Origin of the sequence: Thermaerobacter composti, assembly GCF_033582035.1 — a bacterium.
In the GTDB taxonomy this organism is placed as follows: Bacteria; Bacillota; Sulfobacillia; order Thermaerobacterales; family Thermaerobacteraceae; genus Thermaerobacter; species Thermaerobacter composti.
Map to the genome: position 1 here is coordinate 1,644,593 of NZ_CP132508.1, position 19,230 is coordinate 1,663,822.

The following is a 19,230-nucleotide window of genomic DNA, read 5'->3' on the forward strand; positions in this document are numbered from 1 at the left end:
GCCGAAGGCGTACGTACTCGGTCCAGGCAGGTCTCCTGGCTCCCGGATCACCGCCGGGCGCCCGGCCTTCCCGCAGCCCTGCCCGCTGGGGCAGCGGGCCGCAGTGGCGCACGAGGGGCGCCGGCTCCCCGGTCACAGTGGCGGGACCGCGCCGGATTCGCACCGGACTTCCCTATTCTCCCTCGCCCGCGGCCGCGTCGCGCCGCACCCTGGGCCGCCGCGGGACGGGGCACCTGGACCGCCACGGGATTCGGTTGTCCGCACCCATTCTACCCCATCGCGGGGGCACGAGGTAGCGGCCGGTCGCCGCGGATGGGCGGCGGTGACGCGCCCTTCCGGACGCGGGACGGGCGGGGGCCCACCCGCGCCCCGGCGTGGCCGCGGCCGCGGGCGCCCCCGGCTCGGCCCAACGCGGGCGTCGGCTACCGGCGCGCCCGCAGGTACTGGCGGGGCCAGGCGATCTCGGCCCCGAGCTCCCGCGCCGCCCGCAGCGGCCAGTAGGGCTCCCTCAGCAACTGGCGCGCCAGCAGGACGACGTCGGCCTGGCCCGAGCGGATCACGTGGTCCGCCTGGGCGGGCTCGGTGATCAGCCCGACGGCCCCGGTGGCGATGCCCACCCGGCGGCGCACCTCGGCCGCGAAGGCGGCCTGGTAGCCGGGCCCCTGGGGGATGGGTTCGGGAGGCGGCACCACCCCACCGGAGCTGCAGTCCACCAGGTCGACGCCCCGCTCCTTGAGGGCGGACGCAACGGCGACGGTGTCGTCCAGGGTGACGCCCCCGGGCGCCCAGTCCACGGCCGAGAGCCGCACCCAGAGGGGCCGGTCGGAGGGCCAGACCGCCCGCACCGCCTCGACCACCTCCAGCAGCAGGCGCATGCGGCCGCGGAGGTCGCCCCCGTACCCGTCGGTCCGCCGGTTGCTCAGCGGGGAGAGGAACTGGTTCAAGAGGTAGCCGTGGGCGGCGTGGATCTCGATGAGGTCGAACCCGGCCTGCAGCGCCCGGCGGGCGGCCGCCGCGAAGGCGTCGACGATGGCCGGGATCTCCTCGATCCCCAGGGCGCGCGGCACGGGCCAGTCCGGGGCGAAGGGGATCGCCGACGGCGCCACCGCCGGCTCCGGCCCCACCCCCTTGTTCGGGGACCACGCCTTGCGGCCGGCATGGGCGAGCTGGATGCCGACGGGCACCCCCTGGGCGTGGCAGAAGTCGACGATCCGCCGGAGGGGTTCGACGTGGTCGTCGCGGTAGAGGCCGAGATCGGCCTCGCTGATGCGCCCGCGGCCCTCGACGGCCGTGGCCTCGACCACGATCAGCCCGACGCCGCCGACCGCCCGGGTCCCGTAGTGCACGAAGTGCCAGTCGTTGGCCCGGGCGTCGGTGCCGGCGCTGTACTGGCACATCGGGGACATGACGATGCGGTTGCGCAGGGTCAGCCCGCGGAAGGTGATGGGATCGAACAAGCCCGCCATGGCTCCTCACCTCGACGGGGCCATTATCGGCCCGCCGCGGGTCGGCCTCAACCCCCGGCGTTCGGGGCGGCTCCACCGGGGCCCCGAGGCTGCGCGCCGGCGGCACCGGGGGCCGGCGGCCGCCGGCGGTGCGGCCGCCGTCACCGGCCCGGCGCGGTGGCCGGAAGGGGCCCGGGAGGGAATCCGCGGCCGACGGCCAAAGTAGGGGGACGGAAGCGAGGTGTCGCCGGTGTCGGACGAACCGGGAACCGCCCCGGAACCTCCCTCGGGCGACGCCGCCGGTCCGGCGCCCGCCGCCCCGGCGCCCTACCTGCCCCGCGGGGCCCGGGGCCCCGGGATCGACCGGCCGGTCCTGCCCGAGGCCACCTACCGACGGCGGCAGGACGCGCTGCGGGCCGCCGCCGCGGCCGCGGGCCTCGATGCGGTGCTGGCGGTGGGCCGTGCCTTCTACGAACGCGGCGGGGACGTGGCCTTCCTCTGCGGCCACCACGCCCCCGCCCCCACGGCGGCGGCGGTCCCGGGGTACGAGGGCTGGGGGCAGTCGCTCCTGCTGGTGCCGCGCCGCGGCCCGGTGGTCCTCATCGCCGACGCGGCCCGTCCCGAGACGGTGGTGGCAGACCGGGTCGATCTCACCCCCGCCCATCCCACGGCCCTCCGCACGTGGATCCAGCGCCTGGGGCTCACCGCAGGCCGCATCGGCGTCGCGGGGACGGACCTGTGGTCCTGGGCCGCCTTCCGGGCGGCCGCCCAGGCCCTGCCGGGCGTGGAGTGGGTCCCCGCCGACGCACTGGTTCGCCGGGCGCGCCGCGTCAAGGACCCGGAGGAACAGGAGCTGCTCGCCCGGGCCGCGGCGGTGGCCGATGTGGGGCTGGCCGCGGCCCTCGAGGTCCTGCGCCCCGGCCTCTCGGAGCAGCAGCTGGGCGCCGCGGGGACCGCGGCCGCGCTGGCCGCCGGCGCCGACTTCGTACGCTACTTCCGGGTGCACGCCGGCGCCTGGTCCCTGCTGAGCTTCCGCTGGCCCCAGGCCACGGACCGGCGGGTACAGCCGGGCGAGGCGGTCGCCTTCGACATCATCGGCGCCTGCCAGGGCTACCAGTTCGACGTGCTGCGCACCGCGCTGCTCGAGCCGGTTCATCCCGAGCTGGAGCGGCTGGCCGCCGCCACCGCGGCCTGCCTGGAGGCGGTCCTCGCGCGGTGCCGGCCCGGCACCCCGGTGGCGGCCCTGCTGGCGGCGGCGGAAGAGGCGGCCGCGTCCTTCGGGCTCGCCGGCCACCTGGCGCCGCTGCTCGGCCACGGCATCGGCCTCGAGACTGTGGAGGAGCCGCTGCTGATGCCCGGGGTGGACGATCGCCTGGAGGCGGGGATGGTCCTCTGCATCGAGCCGGCCCTGCGCGTGCCAGGGCTGGACGGCTACAGCATCGAGGAGATGGTGGTGGTCGAGGCCGCGGGGCCCCGCATCCTGACGCGGACGCCGCGACGCCCCCGCGCGGGCGGATCGCCGGGGGCGGCGGCCGCCGGCTCGTGAAGGGGACCGACGGCCGCCCGGCCGGCCGCGCACCCAGCGCCTGCCGCCGCCGAGCGCCCGAGCGCCCCCAGCCCGAGGGGGTCCGCCCGCGGGGTTCGGCGAGCCCCCGGCGGCGACGGTGGTCGGTTCGGCCGGCCCTTGGACCGTCGGTTCGACCTTGGCCGCCGCCGCGACGGGAACGCCATCGGCTGGGCTTCCACAGCGACGGGAAAGGGTGACGATTCCGTGGCGACGACGGTTCCCGCCGGCCTCCTGGAAGGCAAGCGGGCCCTGGTCTTCGGGGTGGCCAACAAGCACAGCATCGCCTGGGCCATCGCCCGCGCCCTGGATGCGGCGGGGGCGGAGCTGGCCATCGCCTACCAGGACCAGCGGCTGGGCGAGCGGGTCCAGAAGCTGGTTCCCGAGCTCCGGCGCCCGCCCCTGCTCCTGGAGTGCGACGTCGCGTTCGACCCGCAGATCGACGCGGCCTTCGCCACCGTGGCCCGGCACTGGGACCGGCTGGACGTGCTGGTCCACAGCTTGGCCTACGCTCCCAAGCAGGCCCTGGAGAACCCCTTCGTGGAGACCACGCGCGAGGACTTCCGCATCGCCCTCGACGTGAGCGCCTACTCGCTGGTGGCGCTGGCCCGGGCGGCGCGGCCGCTGATGAAGGAGGGCGGCTCCATCCTGACCATGACCTACTACGGCGCCCAGAAGGCGGTGCCCAACTACAACGTGATGGGCGTCGCCAAGGCGGCGCTGGAGGCGTGCGTCCGCTACCTGGCGGCGGACCTGGGTCCGGCCGGCATCCGGGTCAACGCCATCTCCGCCGGCCCCATCAACACCCTGGCCGCCCGCGGCGTGCGCAACCTGACGGACTTCATCAAGACCCACGCGGAACGCTCGGCCCTGCGGCGCAACGTCACCCAGGAGGACGTCGCCCACGCCGCGCTGTTCCTGGCCAGCGACCTGGCGGCCAGCATCACCGGCGAGGTGCTGTTCGTCGACGCGGGGTACAACGTGATGGGCGTGTGAGGGGGACGGACGGGCGCGTGAGGCGGGACGGACGGGCAGGGGCGGCGGGACGGCGCCCGCCGACGCCCGGGCGGGAGCTCGGCGCGCCGGGGCCCGTCGGCGCCGCAGCCCGTCCCTTGGCGGCCGGTGGGCCCAGCTCCACCGGCCGCCGGCGTTCGGGCGACCCCGGGCCGAGGCCGGGGCCGCGACGACGTGGGTGGCCGGCTTGGCTGGCCCGTGCCGGTTGTCGCCGCCGCTGCCGGCTCCCGGCGCCCCTATCGCCCCGCCTGGGCCAGGCCGGTCCCCGGTGCCGCAGCCTCCCGTGGCCGCCCGCGCCGGACGAACCGGCCCAGCCGGCGCAAGCCGTCGTCCAGCAGGCTGTAGGCCACCGGCACCAGCACCAGGGTGACCAGGGTGGAGAGCAAGAGCCCGTAGATCACCACCACCGCCAGCGGCCGCAGCAGCTCCGACGAGGCCCCGGGCAGGTAGGCGAAGGGCACCAGCCCCAGGTTGGTGGTCAGCATGGTCATCAGGATCGGCCGCAGGCGCACGGGGCCCGCCTCCAGCAGGGCGGCGTCCCGGGCGAGGCCGCGTCGCCGCAACACGTTGGTGTAGTCCACCAGGACGATGGCGTTGTTCATCACCACGCCCACCAGCATCAAGAAGCCCAGCAGCGCGGTGACGCCGATGGGGAGCCGGTGCACCGCCAGGCCGGCCACGGCGCCCACCACCGTGGGCGGCAGGCAGAACAGGATCACCAGCGGGTGGAAGAAGGACTCGAACTGGGCCGCCATGATCAGGTAGACCAGGAGCACCGCGAGCACGATGGAGAGCCCCAGCGAGCGGAAGGTCTCGGCCATCTGCTCGGCCTCGCCGGCGACCTCCCACGTCATGCCCCCCGGCCAGTCCATGGTGGCCAGCTCGCGCCGGAGGTCCGCGGAGACCACCCCCAGCGGTCGGCTCCCGTCCAGGTGGACCGCCACCGTCACCTGGCGGCGACCGTCCTGCCGGGTGATGGCCAGGGGCGCCCGTTCCTCGGTCACCGCGGCCACGTCGCCCAGGCGCACCACCTGCCCCGTCGCCGAGCGCAGCGGCAGGTGCTCCAGGGAGCCGTAGCGCGCCTGCGCCTCGTCGGCCAGCATCAGGCGCACGTCCCACTGGTCTTGCCCCGTGCGCACCCGGGCCACCGTCATGCCCCCCAGCGCCGCGCGCAGCGCCACCTCCACCTCCTGGACGGAGAGCCCGGCCCGTGCCAGGGCGTCGCGGTCGGGGCGGATCACCACCTCGGGTCGGGTCTCCCGCAGGCTGCTCTCGGCGCCGGCCACGCCGGGCACCCGGCGGACCCTTTCCACCACCTGGTCGGCGACCCGGGCCAGGACGTCGGGGTCGTCGCCCGCGATCTGGATCTCCAGCTGGCTCAAGCCGGCGCCCATGACCGACGACTGCACCGTGGCCTGGATCTCGGCGCCGGGGATCGCGTCGAGGTCCGCCCGCACCGCCCTCAGCACGTCGAACACCGAGCGATCCCGCTGCTCGACGGGCACCAGCACCGCCACCACCGTCGCCTCGTTGCCTGCGGCCGCCGCGGTGCTGAAGGCGCCACCGGTGGCGCCGACGGTGGTCACCACCCGGTCGACCTCCGGCACGGCCAGCAACCGCTCCTCGACCCGCCGCGCGACCGCGGCCGTCTCCTCCAGGCGCGTCCCCGGCGGGGTGCGGACGGCGACCTGGATCTCGCCGCTGTCCGCCTGGGGGAGGAACTCCGAGCCGAGCTGCGGCGCCCCGACCAGGCTCGCCGCGAACGCCGCCAGGGCCACCGCCATGACCAGGCCGCGGCGGCGCAAGCTGGCCGCCAGCAGCCGGCGGTAGGCCGCCTCCATCCGTTCGATGGCCCGGTGGAAGCCGCGCAGGAAGCCCACGGGCTCGTAGTGGGCCCCCAGCACCCGGGCAGCCAGCATCGGCACGAAGGTCACGGCCCCGAAGAGGGCGGCGGCATGAGAGAAGATCACGGCCAGCGCCAGGGGCGTGAACAGCTCGGCCGCCAGGCCGCCGATCAACAACATGGGGAAGAACACCGCTCCCTGGGCGATGGCGGACGCTGTGACCGCTGCGGCTACCTCGGCCGTCCCCTGCTCGGCCCCCACGGCGGGCGGCGTGCCGCGGAGGCGATAGCGGTGGATGCTCTCGATGACGACGATGGCGAAGTCCACCAGCGACCCGATGCCGATCAGCAGGCCGCCGAGGGAGACGATGTTCAGCGTCTGGCCGGCGGCGGCCAGCATGGCGAAGGAGCCGATCACCGACACGGGCAGCATCAGGCCGACCACCAAGGTGGTCCGGCCGTTGCCCAGGAACAGGTAGAGCACGGTCACGGCGATGACGGCGCCCAGCAGCCCGTGCTCGGCGACGGTGCGCACCGACTCCTCGATGAAGTCCCCCTGGTCGAGGATGGGGCGCAGCTCCACGCCGGGCGGCAGCTGCGGGGCCAGCCGCTCCAGCGCCCGCTCCACCCCGCGGGAGACCGCCAGGGTGTTGCCGTCGGTGGCCTTGAGGACCTGGAGCTGCACCACCGGCTTGCCATCCAGGTAGGCCAGCTGCGTCGGATCGGCCAGGGCCTCCTCGACCTGGGCGACGTCGGCCAGCCGCACCGCGGCCCCGCCGGGCGTCGGGATCACGGCCGCGGCCACGTCGCGGGCGCTGGTGTACTGCGCGTCGAGGCGCACCGCCAGCTCCGCGCGGCCGCGGTCGACGGCGCCCGCCGTCACCAGCGCGGCACCGCCCCCCAGGGCGCGCGCCACCAGGGCGGGGTTGAGCCCGTAGGCCTCGAGCCGGGCGGGATCCAACCGCACCCGGACCTCCCGCTGGCGGACGCCGACCACGGCCACCGAGGCCACCCCGTCCACCTGCTCCAGGGCGGGGGCGATGCGGTCTTCCGCCAGCGCCTGCAGCTGGCCGGCGGGCAGGTCGCCGGTGACGCCCACGGTGACCACGGGGGCGGCGGCCGGATCCAGCGTCAGGACGCGGGGGCTGTCGGCGTCCTCCGGCAGCACGCCGCGAACGGCGTCGATCCGCTTCTGCACCTCGAGGACCGTGAAGTCCAGGTCGACGCCCCAGTCCAGTTCCAGGATCACCAGGGCGGATCCGGGCTGGGCGATGGATCGCACGCCCTTGACCCCGTTGACGGTGCTGACCGCCTGCTCCAGGGGCTCCACCACCCGCGCCTCCAGCTCGGCCGGGGCCGCGCCCGGGTACGAGGTGGCGACCACCACCACCGGCAGCTCGAACTGGGGCAACAGGTCGACGGGCATGGCCGGCAGCAGGAAGGCGCCCAGCAGGACCAGGGCGATGACCAGGACCGAGACGAACACCGGCCGGTGCACGGAGAAGCGTGCGATGCTCAAAGGCGACCGTCCTTTCGTCGCGGCTTGGCGGCGCCGCGGGCATCCGGCGCCTGGGGCGGGCGCCGGCCGACGCCGGCGACGACGTCGCCGGCGTCGGCCGGCCGGCTCACGAGGGCGGCACCACCCGCACCCGCTCGCCGCCGGCGAGGCCGTCGGCGCCGCGGGTGATCACCCGCTCCCCGGGCTGCAGCCCCTCCAGGATCAGGGCCCGTTCGGCGGTGACGGTCCCGTACCGCACCTCGCGCCGCTCGGCGCGACCCCCCTCGACGACGAAGACCGTGCCGCGGCCGGGTTCGTCCCCCTCCTGCAGCGCGTCGACGGGGATCAGCAGGCCGCGGGTGCCGCCCTCCATGGACAGCCGCACGGTGGCGGGCTGCCCGGGGGCGGGCCACCGGGCGCCGCTGGCCGGTTCCAGGTCGACGGTCAGGGTGTAGGCGCCGGTGCGGGCGTCGGGGACCCGCGTCTTGCTGCGCACCCGGCCCGGCCAGGTCTGCTGGCCCACGACCACCTCGACCCTGGCGCCGTCGTCCACCGCGTCGTAGAGGCCGACCGGCAGCTCGGCCGCCACCTGCACCGGGCCGGGGTCCACCAGGATCACCAGCGGCTCCGGGGCCTGGGGGGAGGCGAGGGTGCCCACCTCCGCCGCCACCGCCGCCACCACGCCGTCGACGGGCGCCGTGACCCGGGTCCGCTCCAGCTGCTGGCGGGCCAGGGCCAGGGCGGCCTCCGCCTGGTCGACCTGCGCCCGGGCCGCGGCGGCGGGATCGCCGCGGCGCGCCAGCTCGCGGGCGCGACGGGCCGCGTCGAGGCGGACCTTGGCCGCCTCCAGGTCGAACTCGGCTTGCCGCACCGCCGCCCGCGCCTCGGCCAGGGATGCGGCCAGCTGGCCGCACCCCGTCGCGGCGCCGTGGGGCCCGGCCGCGCCGGGTGCGCCGGCCGGCGCGCCGCCCGCGGCCGCTGCGCCGGCCGGGGGCGCCGTGGGTGTCCCCGGGGCGGCCCCGCCGGCGCCGTCACAGCCCAGGGCCTGCCACTGCCGCTCCAACGCCGCCAGCGCCTGCCGCGCCCCGTCCAGCTGGGCGGCCGCGCCCTGGTGGGCGAGCTGCGCCTGGCGGTATTCGGCGTCGGCCTGCAGTCGCTGCCCCTCCGCGCCTTGCTCCGCCTGGCGGACGGCGGCCCGGGCGGCGGCCAGGGCCGCCTCGGCCTGGCGCACCTGGGCCTCGGCCGCGGCGGCGTCGAGCTCCACCAACACCTGGCCCTTGCGCACCCGTTGGCCCACCTCGACGTGGACGGCGGTGATCGGCCCCGCCACCTGGGGCCGGACCGGCACCTCGGCCCGGGCCCGCACCCGGCCGGGCAGCTCCACCGGCTGGGCCAGGGTCCCGGGGACGGCCTCGGCCACCTCCACGGGCACCGCCGCGGGCGGTTCGGATCCGCCCGTGCCGGCCGCGCCGTTCCCCGCCCGGGTCCCGCAGGCGCCCAGCACCAGGGCGGCGATCACCAGGGCCGCCGCCAGGTTCCCCCGACGGCGCAGGGTTGGGGACGCGTGGTGCGCGGTCATCGCCCTCCGGTCTCCTTTCCCATGGCCTCCGTCCGGCGCGAGGCGCCGGCGCCCGTCCGCTCGGCATCGCCCGCCGGGTCGCCGGCCCTCGCCCCGGCCAGGTAGGTGTCGACGGCCGCCAGGAGCCGTGGCAGCAGGCCCGGCGGCGCCCCGCTGTGGTACCAGGCGGCCAGCCGCGCCAGCACGATCCCCTCGATGTCCAGCGCCACCTCCTCCGCCGGCCGCCGGTCCGTGATCTCGCCCCGCCGCTGGCCGCGGGCGCAGAGGTCGGTCACCAGGCGGTGGAGCAGCTGGGAGGCCCGCTCGGCCCCGCCCCGCCGCAGGTTCTCGATGCACCACAGCCAGATCACGTCGGGGTGGATCTGTTGCGTCCACTCCGCCAGGCGGGTGAGCAGGCGGTGGAGCGCGGCGCGCAGGGGGAGCCCCTCCGCCCCGGCCAGCTCGCGACGCAGGGCCTCCAGGCGCGGCGGGAGGGCGGCCAGGGCCAGGTCCTCCTTGGTGGCGAAGTAGTTGTAGAAGGTCCCCTTGGCGACCCCGGCGGCGCTGGCGATCTGGTCCACCGTGGTGGCGGCGAAGCCCTGGGCGGCCAGCAGCCGCATGCCCTCCCGCAGCAGGGCCTGGCGCACGGCCTCCCGCTGGTGCTGGCGCAGGCTCAACGGGATCCCCTCCCCCGCGGGGATCGGCGGTGCTTCTCCCGGGAATGACCGCGGTCATGATCTGACCCGGGTCATCTCGACGGACCCAGCGTACGGATCCGCCGCCCCGCCGTCAAGGGGGGGACGCCGGCCGCCAGGCGGTGGGCGGTGGGTCAGGCGAGGGTTGAGAACAGCTAGTGCGTTTCTTATCTTTCTCGTCCAATATCATCAAATCTTCGCATCCCCTTCCCTCCTCGGCCGGCTCGTTGTCTGAGAACAGATGTTCTGGTACGATGTCCTTGGATGATCTTGGGGGCTTCCCCATGCGTGTGTTGCAGGCGTACCGCTTCGCCCTAGACCCCACACCCCGCCAGGAACGGGCGTTGGCCTCCCACGTGGGCGCCCGCCGCTTCGCCTTCAACTGGGGTCTGGCGCTGGTGAAGGAGCGCCTGGAAGCCCGCGCCCGGGGTGAAGACGTGGAAGTGCCATGGACCCTCGCCGCCTTGCGGCGGGAGTGGAACCGGCAAAAGCACCTCGTCGCCCCCTGGTGGCGGGAGAACTCGAAGGAAGCCTACTCCTCCGGTCTGGACGGACTCGCCCGGGCCCTGCAGAACTGGTCGAAGAGCCGCCAGGGCGAACGCAAGGGCCGCCGGGTGGGGTTCCCCCGGTTCCGGAAAAAGGGCCGGGGCCGGGAGTCGGTGCGGTTCACCACCGGCGCGATCCGGGTGGACGACAAGAGCCACGTCGTGCTGCCCCGGATCGGGCGGGTGAAGACCCACGAGCCGACTACGGCCCTGCGCTGGCGCATCGAAGCGGGAACGGCCCGCATCCTGTCCGCCACGGTCGCCCAGGAGGGGGGCCGGTGGTTCGTCAGCTTCACCTGCGAGGTGGAGCGGCAACCGGGCCGCCCCCGGTTCCCCGGGCGGGTGGTGGGCGTGGACGCGGGGGTGAAGCACCTGGCGGTCCTTTCGACGGGTGAGAAGTGGCCGAACCCCCGGTCCCTTGAAAAAGTGCTCCGGAAGATCGCCCGGTCCAGCCGCGCCCTGGCCCGGCGTCAGAGGGGCAGCCGGGGGTGGCACAAGGCCCGCCGCCGGCTGGCCCGGCTCCATGCGCGGGTCCGGAACCTCCGCCAGGATGCCCTTCACAAGCTGACCCACCACCTGGCGAGCACCTACGGTGTGGTGGTCGTCGAACAGCTGCACATGGCGGGTATGTTGAAGAACCGGCGGCTCGCCCGGGTGCTGGCCGATGCGGCCCTGGCGGAGATCCGCCGCCAGCTCCGCTACAAGTGCCCCTGGTACGGGGCGGTCCTGGTCGAAGCGCCGCTGTTCTATCCCAGCAGCAAGCGTTGCTCGCTGTGCGGTGCGGTCAAGCTGTCGCTGCCGCTTTCGGAGCGCATCTTCCGCTGCGAGGAATGCGGCTTCGTGCTCGACCGGGACGAAAACGCGGCCCGGAATCTCGCGGCCCTGGCGGCCGCCGTCGCCGGGAGTGGCCCGGAGACGAAAAACGCCCGTGGACGGGATGGAAGACCTGCCGCAAGGCAGGCGGTCCCGGAGGAAGCGGGAAGCCGGCACCGGCGCATCGCTGGGTAAGACCGGCACCGCCGATCCGCAAGGATCGGCTGCCTGAAACAGATGACGATGTTTCAGGTAACGGCCTGGGTCGAGTCGATGACCGCCGGCGCCGGCTGCCCCCGGAGGGCCTGCCCCGGAGGCCGGTTCGTCCGTCCCCGGGGAGGCGGGGACGGGAGGCTGGCGGGCCGAGGGCGACGGGCCTCGAGCCGGCCCGCCGGACCTTGCGGGGGAAGGCCCCGCTGTGGCCTCTTCGCGCCGGGGCCGCTGGAGCAGGGCTGGCGACCCGCTCGACCGGAGCCTCAGGCCCCCGACCCACCGAGAGCGCCAAGGCCCGACCCTCCCCGGCCCCCGGGGCCCAGGGGCGCGGGCCCGCGGCGGCCCAGGACCCGGCGCGAGGCCCGGTGCGGGGCCGGGCGGCGGGCTCGGGCCGCGTGCCGAGGGCGGGGGCGCGCTAGCGGTCGACCTCGCACAGGACGATGTCGAGGCTGCCGATGATGGCCGTCATGTCCGCCACCAGGTGGCCGCGCGCCATCAACGGCAGCAATTGCAGGTGCACGAAGCAGGGCGATCGCCAGTGGGCGCGGTAGGGCATCACGTCGCCGCTGGCCGCCAGGTAGAGGCCGATGATGCCGCGCGGCGACTCGACCTCGTGGTAGACCTCGCCCACCGGGCGCAGGGCCCGCGGGAGCTTGGCGATGACGGGCCCGTCCGGCAGCCGGTGCAGCGCCTCCCGGGCCAGGCGGATGCTGGCCCGCACCTCCTCGACCCGCACCTGGTTGCGCGCGTAGACGTCCCCGCCCTCGGCCACCACGGGGCGGAAGCCCAGCTCGTCGTAGGGGACGCCGCGGTCCTGGGTGCGCAGGTCGCGGGCGACGCCACAGCCGCGCAGGACGGGCCCGCTGGCCTGCCAGGCCACGGCCTGCTGCGGGGTGATGACGCCCACGCCCCGGGTGCGGCGCACGTAGAACTCGTTGGCGAAGAGCAGGTCGACGTACTCCGGCCACGCCTGGCGCTCCATGTGGTCCAGCCACCGGAGGGCGGCCTCCACCCAGCCGTCGGGGACGTCGTTGCGCAGCCCCCCGATGCGCATGAACTGGGGGAAGAGCCGGCCGCCCGAGAGCTGCTGGACCAGCATGTAGTACATCTCCCGGTCGCGCCACGCGTAGAGGAAGGGGGTGACCGCGCCGAGATCCAGGCCCATGGTGCCGATCCAGAGGACGTGGCTGGCGATGCGTTCCATCTCGCACAGGGCGAGCCGCAGCCACCGCGCCCGCTCGGGCACCTCGACGCCCACCAGCCGCTCGATGGCCTCGCAGATCAGCTGCTCATTGTGGAACGGCGCCAGGTAGTCGTTGCGATCGGCGAAGGGGACGTTCATCGCGTACGTCCGGTACTCGGCCTGCTTCTCCCAGTTGCGGTGCATGAAGCCGATGTCGGGCTCGGCGTGGACGACGGTCTCCCCCTCCAGCGTCAGCACCACCCGCAGGACGCCGTGGGTGCTGGGGTGCTGGGGTCCCATGCTGAGGACCATGTGGCGGCCCTCGTCGTCCAGGTAGCGGAGCTCGAGGCTGGCGTCGCCCCGCGGATCGGGCAGGGCCGCGGTGTACGCGGGGTCGCGGGCGAGGATGGTGCTGCCGGAGCCCCCTGGTCTGCCCTGCGGCATCGCGGTGGCCTCCCTCCCTGGCAGGCGAGGGCCGGGGGGCCCCCCCCCGCCCCCCGCCATGGCGCCCTGGCATCGGGCCGGGTCCGGCCGTTAGCCTTTCCCGGCCGCCTGGCGGCCATGCCGGGCGGCGCAGGGCGGCGGCCGGGCGGTCCGGCCCGCCGCGGGCTGGATGCGCTAGACTGGTGCCCGTGGGGCGGGACCCGGGCGGCTGGGGGCTCCCCCGACCCCCCGGGCCCGCAAGACCCCAGGACCCGCAAGTCCCCCGGGACCCGCAACGCCGGGTCCCCGGCTCGGGGAGGGTGCGCCCGTGACCGCCGACGTCCCGACCGCCGACGCCGCCGACCCCCTGGCCGCCGTCCCCCTGGGGCCGGTGGTCGAGGCCGCGTTCTTCCGCCGACCGGCCCCGGAGCTGGCCCCCGCGCTCCTCGGCCTCGAGCTGGTCCACGAGACGCCCCAGGGGTTGGCCAGCGGCATCATCGTCGAGGTGGAGGCGTACGCGGGGCCGGAGGACAAGGGCGCCCACTCCTACGGTGGACGACGCACCGCCCGCACCGAGGTGATGTTCGGGCCAGGGGGCCACGCCTACGTCTTCTCGATCTACGGCATGCACTTCTGCTTCAACGTCGTCGCCGCCGAGCCCGGTCAGCCCCACGCGGTCCTGGTGCGCGCGCTGGAGCCCCGCCGGGGCCTGGCGCTGATGGCCCGTCGGCGCCGCCAGGCCGGCGACCCCCGCCGCCTACCCCCGCGGGTCCTGACGGGCGGCCCCGGCCGGCTCTGCCAGGCGCTGGGGATCACCCGCGCCCAGTACGGGCTCCCCCTCTTCGACCCCGCATCCCCCCTGCGGCTGCACCGGCCCAACCCGCCCTTCCCCGTCGGGACCGTCGCCCGGGGCCCGCGGATCAACATCGACTACGCCGGCGAGTGGAGGCGCGTACCCTGGCGGTTCTGGATCGAGGGCAACCCCCACGTGTCGCGACCGTAGCCGGTCGGCCCCCGCTCCTCACGACCCGGGAGGGCCCGCCGCGGCCCGGGCCGCGGCGCATCCCCCGCTCCCGCCGCCCCCATCGCTCCCCATGGCGACCAGCCGCCGTCGCGTCCAGGATGTTCTGGGGCCGCAGGCCGGGGCGCCGGCAGGAGTCGGTCCGCCGGCGCGGAACCTGTCCATGGTCTGCGCCTCGGGTCGGGCGGCCGGCAGGCGGGGTGCGATGGCCAGTCGGCGCGGGGGCCGTGGTCGGGCCCTGGTTCGACGAACCCCGGCGGTCAGGCCCTGGTTCGACGAACCCCGGCCGCGGCACGTCCGCCCAGGGCACAGCCAAGGTTGCGTAGGGGGTTTGGGCATGCGCAGACGACCGCAGGGTCGGACCGCAGGGCTCGCCTTGCTGCTGGCCGGAGCGCTGGTGCTCGCCGCGTGCGGCGGCGGAGGCGGCGACGGCCCGTCGCAGGGCGAACAGGGCACCGGGGAAGCGGAGCAGCCCCGGATCCGCGTGGGGCTCGTCTACGACGTCGGCGGCCGGGGCGACCAATCCTTCAACGACATGGCCTACGCGGGCCTCGAGCAGGCCAAGGAGGAGTTCGGCGACCGCGTCGAGGTCCAGGACGCCGAACCCGACGCCGGCGGCCAGAACCGGGAGGACCTGCTGCGGACCTTCGCCCACCAGGGCTACGACCTGGTGATCGGCGTGGGGCTGCTCTTCACCGATCCCATCACCACCGTCGCCAAGGAGTACCCCGACGTGAAGTTCGCCATCGTCGACTCCTGCCCCGAGGAGCCCCTGGACAACGTGGCCTGCCTGACCTTCAAGGAGGCCGAGGGCTCGTTCCTCGTCGGGGCGGCGGCGGCGTTGAAGACGCGGACGAGCAAGATCGGCTTCGTCGGCGGGATGAAGAGCGCGCTGATCGAGCGCTTCGAGGCCGGCTACCGGGCGGGGGCGAAGTACGTCAATCCCGACGTGCAGGTGCTGGTCGACTACGCCGGCACCACCGGCGAGGCCTTCAGCAACCCGACCAAGGGGCGCGAGCTGGCCCTGGCCCAGATCCGGCAGGGCGCCGACGTGATCTACCACGCGGCGGGCGCCACGGGCAAGGGCGTGTTCGAGGCCGTCAAGCAGGAGGGCAAGCTGGCCATCGGCGTCGACGCCGACCAGTCGCTGACGGCGCCGGACTACGCCGACGTGATCTTGACGTCGATGGTCAAGCGTGTCGACGTCGCCGTCCTCGACGTGATCCGCTCCGTCGTCGAGGGCGACTTCCAGCCGGGGCTGCGCCAGTACGGGCTCAAGGAGGGCGGCGTGGGCTACGCCCTCAACGACAAGAACCGGCCGATGATCGAGGACATCACCGCCCAGCTGGACGAGATCAAGCAGAAGATCCTGGAAGGACAGATCCAGGTGCCCGAGCGACCCGGCGACGTCTGAGCCCGGACCCGGGCGGGGCAACGGGCGCAGGCACGGGCAGGGGACGGCGCGACGGCCGTCCCCTGCCCGTGCCCGGCGACCCACGGCAAGGGCAGCGCGGGGAGGTGCAGGGGTGGCGGACGCCGAGTGGATGGTGGAAGTGCGCCACATCACCAAGCGATTCCCCGGCCTGGTGGCCAACGACGACATCAGCTTCGCCGTGCGCCGCGGCGAGATCCACGCCATCGTCGGCGAGAACGGCGCCGGCAAGTCCACGCTGATGAAGATCCTGGCCGGCCTCCATTCGCCCGACGCCGGCGAGATCCGGCTGGAGGGCCGCCCGGTCCGCCTGCGCGGCCCGCGGCACGCCGCCCAGCTGGGCATCGGCATGGTCCACCAGCACTTCATGCTCATCCCCCGCTTCACCGTGACCGAGAACGTGGTGCTGGGCAGCGAGCCCGGGGGCCGGGCCCGGCTCGACCTGGCGACCGCCCGCGCCCGGGTGGAGGCCCTGGCCCGGCGCTACCGGCTCGACGTCGACCCCGACGCGCGGGTGGCCGACCTCTCCGTCGGCCAGCAGCAGCGGGTGGAGATCCTCAAGGTGCTCTACCGCGGCGCCCGCCTGCTGATCCTGGACGAGCCGACGGCGGTGCTGGCGCCCCAGGAGGTGGAGGAGCTCTTCCGCCACCTGCGGGCGCTGCGCCAGCAGGGCGCGACCGTCCTCTTCATCAGCCACAAGCTGGATGAGGTGCTGGCCATCGCCGACCGCATCACGGTGCTGCGGCGCGGCCGCGTGGTCGGCACCGTGGAGGCCCGCGCCGCCACCAAGGCGCAGCTGGCCGAGATGATGGTCGGCCGGCCGGTGCTGTTCCGCGTCCAGCGGCCCGAGCCGGCCCGGCAGGACGAACCGGCGCCGCCGCTGGCCCTGGAGGGGGTCACCTGCCGCGAGGGCGGGCGGGCCGTACTCGACGGGGTGAGCCTGACGGTCCGCGCGGGCGAGATCTACGCCGTCGCCGGCGTCGAGGGCAACGGCCAGGCCGAGCTGGTGCAGGTGGTGGCGGGTCTGCGCCCTGTGGACGGCGGCCGGCTCCGGCTCTTCGGCCACGACGCGGCCGGCTGGAGCGTGGCGCGACGGCGCGCGGCCGGACTGGCGGTGATCCCCGAGGACCGTCAGCGGCAGGCCCTGGTGCTGCCCATGACCCTGTGGGAGAACGCCCTGCTGGGCAGCCATCGCGATCCCCGCTGGCGGCGCGGCCCGCTGTATCGGCCCGCGGCCATCCGGGCCCAGGTCGCCCGCCTGGTCGCCGCGTACGACGTGCGGACGCCCTCCCTGGATGTCCCCGTCGCGGCCCTCTCCGGTGGCAACCAGCAGAAGCTGGTGCTCGCCCGGGAGCTGGAGCGCGGACCCCGGCTGGTCGTGGCCGCCCAGCCCACCCGCGGCCTGGACGTGGGCGCCATCGAGTTCGTCTGGGGTCAGCTCCTGGCCGCCCGGGCCCGAGGCCTGGGCATCCTGCTGATCTCCGCGGACCTGGAGGAGATCCTGGCGTTGGCCGACCGCATCGGCGTGCTGGTCCGGGGGCGCCTGGTGGGCGATGTCCCGCGGGACGAGGTGACCCCCGAGCGGCTCGGGCGCCTGATGCTGGCGGGGGGTGAGACGGCGTGAACCCCTGGGTCCGGGCCTCGCTGTCCGTCGCGGTGCCCGCGGTGGCGGTGGCCGTGGCGGGGCTGATCGGGGCCGTGGTCGTCCGAGTCACGGGCGGCGACCCGCTGGAGGCCCTGACGGTCATGCTGCGCTACAACCTGGCGAGCGCGGACAGCCTCGCGGGGGTGCTCTCGCGCATGACCCCCCTGATCTTCGCCGGCCTGGCCGTGGCCACCAGCTTCCGCGCCGGCCTGTTCAACATCGGCGTCGAGGGCCAGTACCTGATGGGGGCCTTCACGGCGTCGCTCACCGGGGTGTACCTGGCCGGCCTGCCGCCGGCGGTCCACCTGCCCCTGACGGTCCTGGCGGGCATGGCGGGCGGCGTCCTGTGGGCGTGGCTGCCCGCCGAGCTCCGCGTGCGGCGGGGCGTCCACGAGGTGATCAGCACCATCATGCTGAACTTCGTCGCCGCCTCGCTGCTCCTGTGGCTCATCGGCGACGTCTTCCGAGATCCCGTCCAGGGCGGCAGCACGCCGCGGGTGCGCATGCCCGAGATCGCACCCGGCGCCCGGATCCCGCGCATCCACGGGCTGGCCGAGGCCCTGGGGATCCACCTGCGTCCCTCCGTGGCGCTGGACTGGTTCTTCCCCGTCGCCCTGGCGGTGGCGGGCGGCTTGTACCTGCTGCTGTGGCGCACGCCCCTCGGCTTCGAGATCCGCGCGGTGGGGCTCAACCCCGAGGCCGCCCGGGCCGCCGGCATCCCGGTGGAGGCCACCCTGCGCAGGGCGTTCCTCCTGAGCGGCGCCCTGGCCGGGTTGATCGGGCTGTCCGACCTCCTCGGGTACTTCGGATACCTGGACATCGACTTCCCCCGCGGCTACGGCTTCACCGGCATCGCCGTGGCCCTGGTCGGCGCCAACCACCCCGCCGGCGTCATCCTGGCGTCCTTCCTCTTCGCCTTCCTGCAGCGGGGCGGCCTCGGCGTCCAGGCGCTGGCGGGGGTGCCGCGGGAGGTGGTCACGGTGATGGAGGGCACGATCATCCTGACGATGCTCGTCGTCGCCGCCGCGTGGGGACGCTGGCTGCGTCGCTGGGAGCGGGCCCGCACCCTGGCCGGTGCCCCGGGCCGTCGGGAGGCGGTGGATCCGGACGAACCGGCACCGCCCCGGTCGGCGGCGCCGCCGGCGCTGGGGGAGGGGGGAGACCATGCCGGCGCCTGACGGGACCGCCGCCCTGCTGGCCGGCCTGCTGACCCTCCTGGCCGGCACCCTGCGCCTCAGCCTCCCCGTCCTGATCACCAGCGTGGGCGCCACCTTCACCGAGCTGGGCGGGGTCGTCAACATCGGGCTCGAGGGCATGATGCTCGGCGGCGCCTTCGCCTCGGCCTGGGCCGGCACCGCGTGGGGTCCGGCGGCCGGCATCGCCGCGGGGATCGCGGCCGGGGGCCTGTTGGCGCTGGTGCATGCCCTGGCGGCGGTGCGCTTCCGCGTGGACCACATCGTCAGCGGGGTGGCCGTCAACCTGCTGGCCGCCGGCCTGGTCCGCATCGGCAGCTACCAGGCCTTCGGCACCGCCACCACGTCGGGGCGGGTCGAGGGCCTGCCGCCGCTGCAGGTCCCCTACCTGGGCCAGGTCTCGCCGCTGGTGGTCGTCGGCTTCCTCCTGGTCCTCGGGGCCTGGTACGTCCAGCAGCGCACGCCCTTCGGGCTGCGGCTGCGCGCCTGCGGCGAGAACCCGCTGGCGGCCGACACCCTGGGGGTCAACGTGGAGTCCCTGCGGATGGCGGGCGTGATCCTCAGCGGCATGATGGCGGGCCTGGCGGGATCGTACCTGGTGGTGGAGCTGAACCACGTCTACGTGGAGGGCATGACCCAGGGCCGGGGCTACGTGGCGCTGGCGGCGATGATCTTCGGCAACTGGACGCCCGCGGGCGCCGCCCTGGCCTCCCTCCTGTTCGGCGCCGCGGAGGCGCTGTCGATCCAGGCCAACGTGGCGATCCCCTACCAGTTCCTCGAGATGGTGCCGTACGTGGTCACGCTGCTGGTGCTGGCCGGGGTCGTGCGCCGCTCCACGCCGCCGGCGGCGGTGGGGACCCACTACAGCCGCGACGACGACTGAGCGGTGCGACGATGCCTGGCGCCTCGGGCCCGCCCCGCCCACGCGCGGAGGGGACCGCCGGTGGCGGTCCCCTCCGCGCGAGACAGGGGGAGTACCCTGGGGGGTGGACCATCGCAGCCGGGAGACCGGGCGCATCGGCCCCGCCGGTCCCGGCCGCTCACCCATAGGGTTTCGCGCGGGCGCGGCCGGATCCGGGGGTCGCCGCGGTGTGGCGCCGCCGGGTCCCCCGGCCGCCGGGCCGCGGCGCGGATCGAGCCGGCTC

General features: G+C 75.4%; 13 protein-coding genes and 1 riboswitch. Of the genes, 8 read left to right on the forward strand and 5 right to left on the reverse strand.

The genetic code is table 11. From position 1 onward, the window contains the following. Window positions 1-28: 28 nt before the first annotated feature. Window positions 29-177, reverse strand: a riboswitch (cobalamin riboswitch). Between the two features lie 245 nt (window positions 178-422). Continuing rightward, complete coding sequence (locus Q5761_RS06700; RefSeq protein ID WP_318749965.1) at window positions 423-1,466, reverse strand: NADH:flavin oxidoreductase/NADH oxidase; 1,044 nt, start codon at window positions 1,464-1,466, stop codon at window positions 423-425. 220 nt (window positions 1,467-1,686) lie between these two features. Between Q5761_RS06700 and Q5761_RS06705 the strand changes: the two genes are divergently transcribed. Beyond that, entirely contained in the window at window positions 1,687-2,991 is a 1,305-nt protein-coding gene (locus Q5761_RS06705) for a M24 family metallopeptidase (protein WP_318749966.1), read from the forward strand. A 225-nt stretch (window positions 2,992-3,216) separates the two neighbouring features. Then, entirely contained in the window at window positions 3,217-4,005 is a 789-nt protein-coding gene (locus Q5761_RS06710; RefSeq protein WP_135225565.1) for an enoyl-ACP reductase, read from the forward strand. Between the two features lie 254 nt (window positions 4,006-4,259). Here Q5761_RS06710 and Q5761_RS06715 read toward each other — a convergent pair whose 3' ends face one another. The 3 genes from Q5761_RS06715 to Q5761_RS06725 all read right to left on the reverse strand — a co-directional run bounded on the left by Q5761_RS06715 (window position 4,260) and on the right by Q5761_RS06725 (window position 9,599). Further along, window positions 4,260-7,385 carry an efflux RND transporter permease subunit gene (locus tag Q5761_RS06715; RefSeq protein WP_318749967.1) on the reverse strand — a complete coding sequence of 1,042 codons (3,126 nt, stop codon included), beginning with the start codon at window positions 7,383-7,385 and terminating at the stop codon, window positions 4,260-4,262. A 106-nt stretch (window positions 7,386-7,491) separates the two neighbouring features. After that, the gene (locus Q5761_RS06720) at window positions 7,492-8,943 is read right to left on the reverse strand and encodes an efflux RND transporter periplasmic adaptor subunit (protein ID WP_135225567.1); all 1,452 of its coding nucleotides are present in this window, start codon (window positions 8,941-8,943) and stop codon (window positions 7,492-7,494) included. Continuing rightward, window positions 8,940-9,599: a helix-turn-helix domain-containing protein gene (locus tag Q5761_RS06725; protein ID WP_318749968.1), complete on the reverse strand. Its 660-nt coding sequence runs from the start codon at window positions 9,597-9,599 to the stop codon at window positions 8,940-8,942. Before Q5761_RS06725 ends, Q5761_RS06720 begins: the two co-directional genes overlap by 4 nt. 302 nt (window positions 9,600-9,901) lie before the next feature. Here Q5761_RS06725 and tnpB point away from each other — a divergent pair, with 302 nt between their 5' ends. Beyond that, entirely contained in the window at window positions 9,902-11,170 is a 1,269-nt protein-coding gene (gene tnpB / locus Q5761_RS06730; RefSeq protein WP_318749969.1) for an IS607 family element RNA-guided endonuclease TnpB, read from the forward strand. 433 nt (window positions 11,171-11,603) lie between these two features. On the opposite strand, the gene Q5761_RS06735 is transcribed toward tnpB, so the two are convergent. Continuing rightward, a complete protein-coding gene (locus Q5761_RS06735; RefSeq protein WP_318749970.1) occupies window positions 11,604-12,815 on the reverse strand; it encodes an NADH-quinone oxidoreductase subunit D in 1,212 nt (403 codons plus the stop codon). Window positions 12,816-13,122: 307 nt separating this feature from the next. On the opposite strand from Q5761_RS06735, the gene Q5761_RS06740 reads away from it, so the two are divergent. From Q5761_RS06740 to Q5761_RS06760, 5 genes are all read left to right on the forward strand, one after another. Beyond that, window positions 13,123-13,797 (forward strand): DNA-3-methyladenine glycosylase, encoded by a 675-nt coding sequence (locus tag Q5761_RS06740; RefSeq protein ID WP_318749971.1) that lies wholly within the window; start codon window positions 13,123-13,125, stop codon window positions 13,795-13,797. Between the two features lie 355 nt (window positions 13,798-14,152). Next, window positions 14,153-15,229: a BMP family ABC transporter substrate-binding protein gene (locus Q5761_RS06745; RefSeq protein WP_318749972.1), complete on the forward strand. Its 1,077-nt coding sequence runs from the start codon at window positions 14,153-14,155 to the stop codon at window positions 15,227-15,229. Between the two features lie 112 nt (window positions 15,230-15,341). Then, window positions 15,342-16,871 carry an ABC transporter ATP-binding protein gene (locus Q5761_RS06750; RefSeq protein ID WP_135225572.1) on the forward strand — a complete coding sequence of 510 codons (1,530 nt, stop codon included), beginning with the start codon at window positions 15,342-15,344 and terminating at the stop codon, window positions 16,869-16,871. Beyond that, on the forward strand, window positions 16,868-18,070 hold the full coding sequence (locus tag Q5761_RS06755) for an ABC transporter permease (RefSeq protein WP_135225573.1): 1,203 nt from the start codon (window positions 16,868-16,870) through the stop codon (window positions 18,068-18,070). Before Q5761_RS06750 ends, Q5761_RS06755 begins: the two co-directional genes overlap by 4 nt. After that, window positions 18,057-18,968, forward strand: a complete 912-nt coding sequence (locus tag Q5761_RS06760) for an ABC transporter permease (RefSeq protein ID WP_135225574.1) — start codon at window positions 18,057-18,059, stop codon at window positions 18,966-18,968. Before Q5761_RS06755 ends, Q5761_RS06760 begins: the two co-directional genes overlap by 14 nt. Window positions 18,969-19,230: the final 262 nt, after the last annotated feature.

Bases quoted from the DNA above. Each gene is read 5' to 3' on its own strand.
- Q5761_RS06700 (WP_318749965.1), bottom strand. From the start codon at position 1,466: ATGGCGGGCTTGTTCGATCCCATCACCTTCCGCGGGCTGACCCTGCGC.
- Q5761_RS06720 (WP_135225567.1), bottom strand. From the start codon at position 8,943: ATGACCGCGCACCACGCGTCCCCAACCCTGCGCCGTCGGGGGAACCTG.
- tnpB (WP_318749969.1), top strand. From the start codon at position 9,902: ATGCGTGTGTTGCAGGCGTACCGCTTCGCCCTAGACCCCACACCCCGC.
- Q5761_RS06735 (WP_318749970.1), bottom strand. From the start codon at position 12,815: ATGCCGCAGGGCAGACCAGGGGGCTCCGGCAGCACCATCCTCGCCCGC.
- Q5761_RS06745 (WP_318749972.1), top strand. From the start codon at position 14,153: ATGCGCAGACGACCGCAGGGTCGGACCGCAGGGCTCGCCTTGCTGCTG.
- Q5761_RS06760 (WP_135225574.1), top strand. From the start codon at position 18,057: ATGCCGGCGCCTGACGGGACCGCCGCCCTGCTGGCCGGCCTGCTGACC.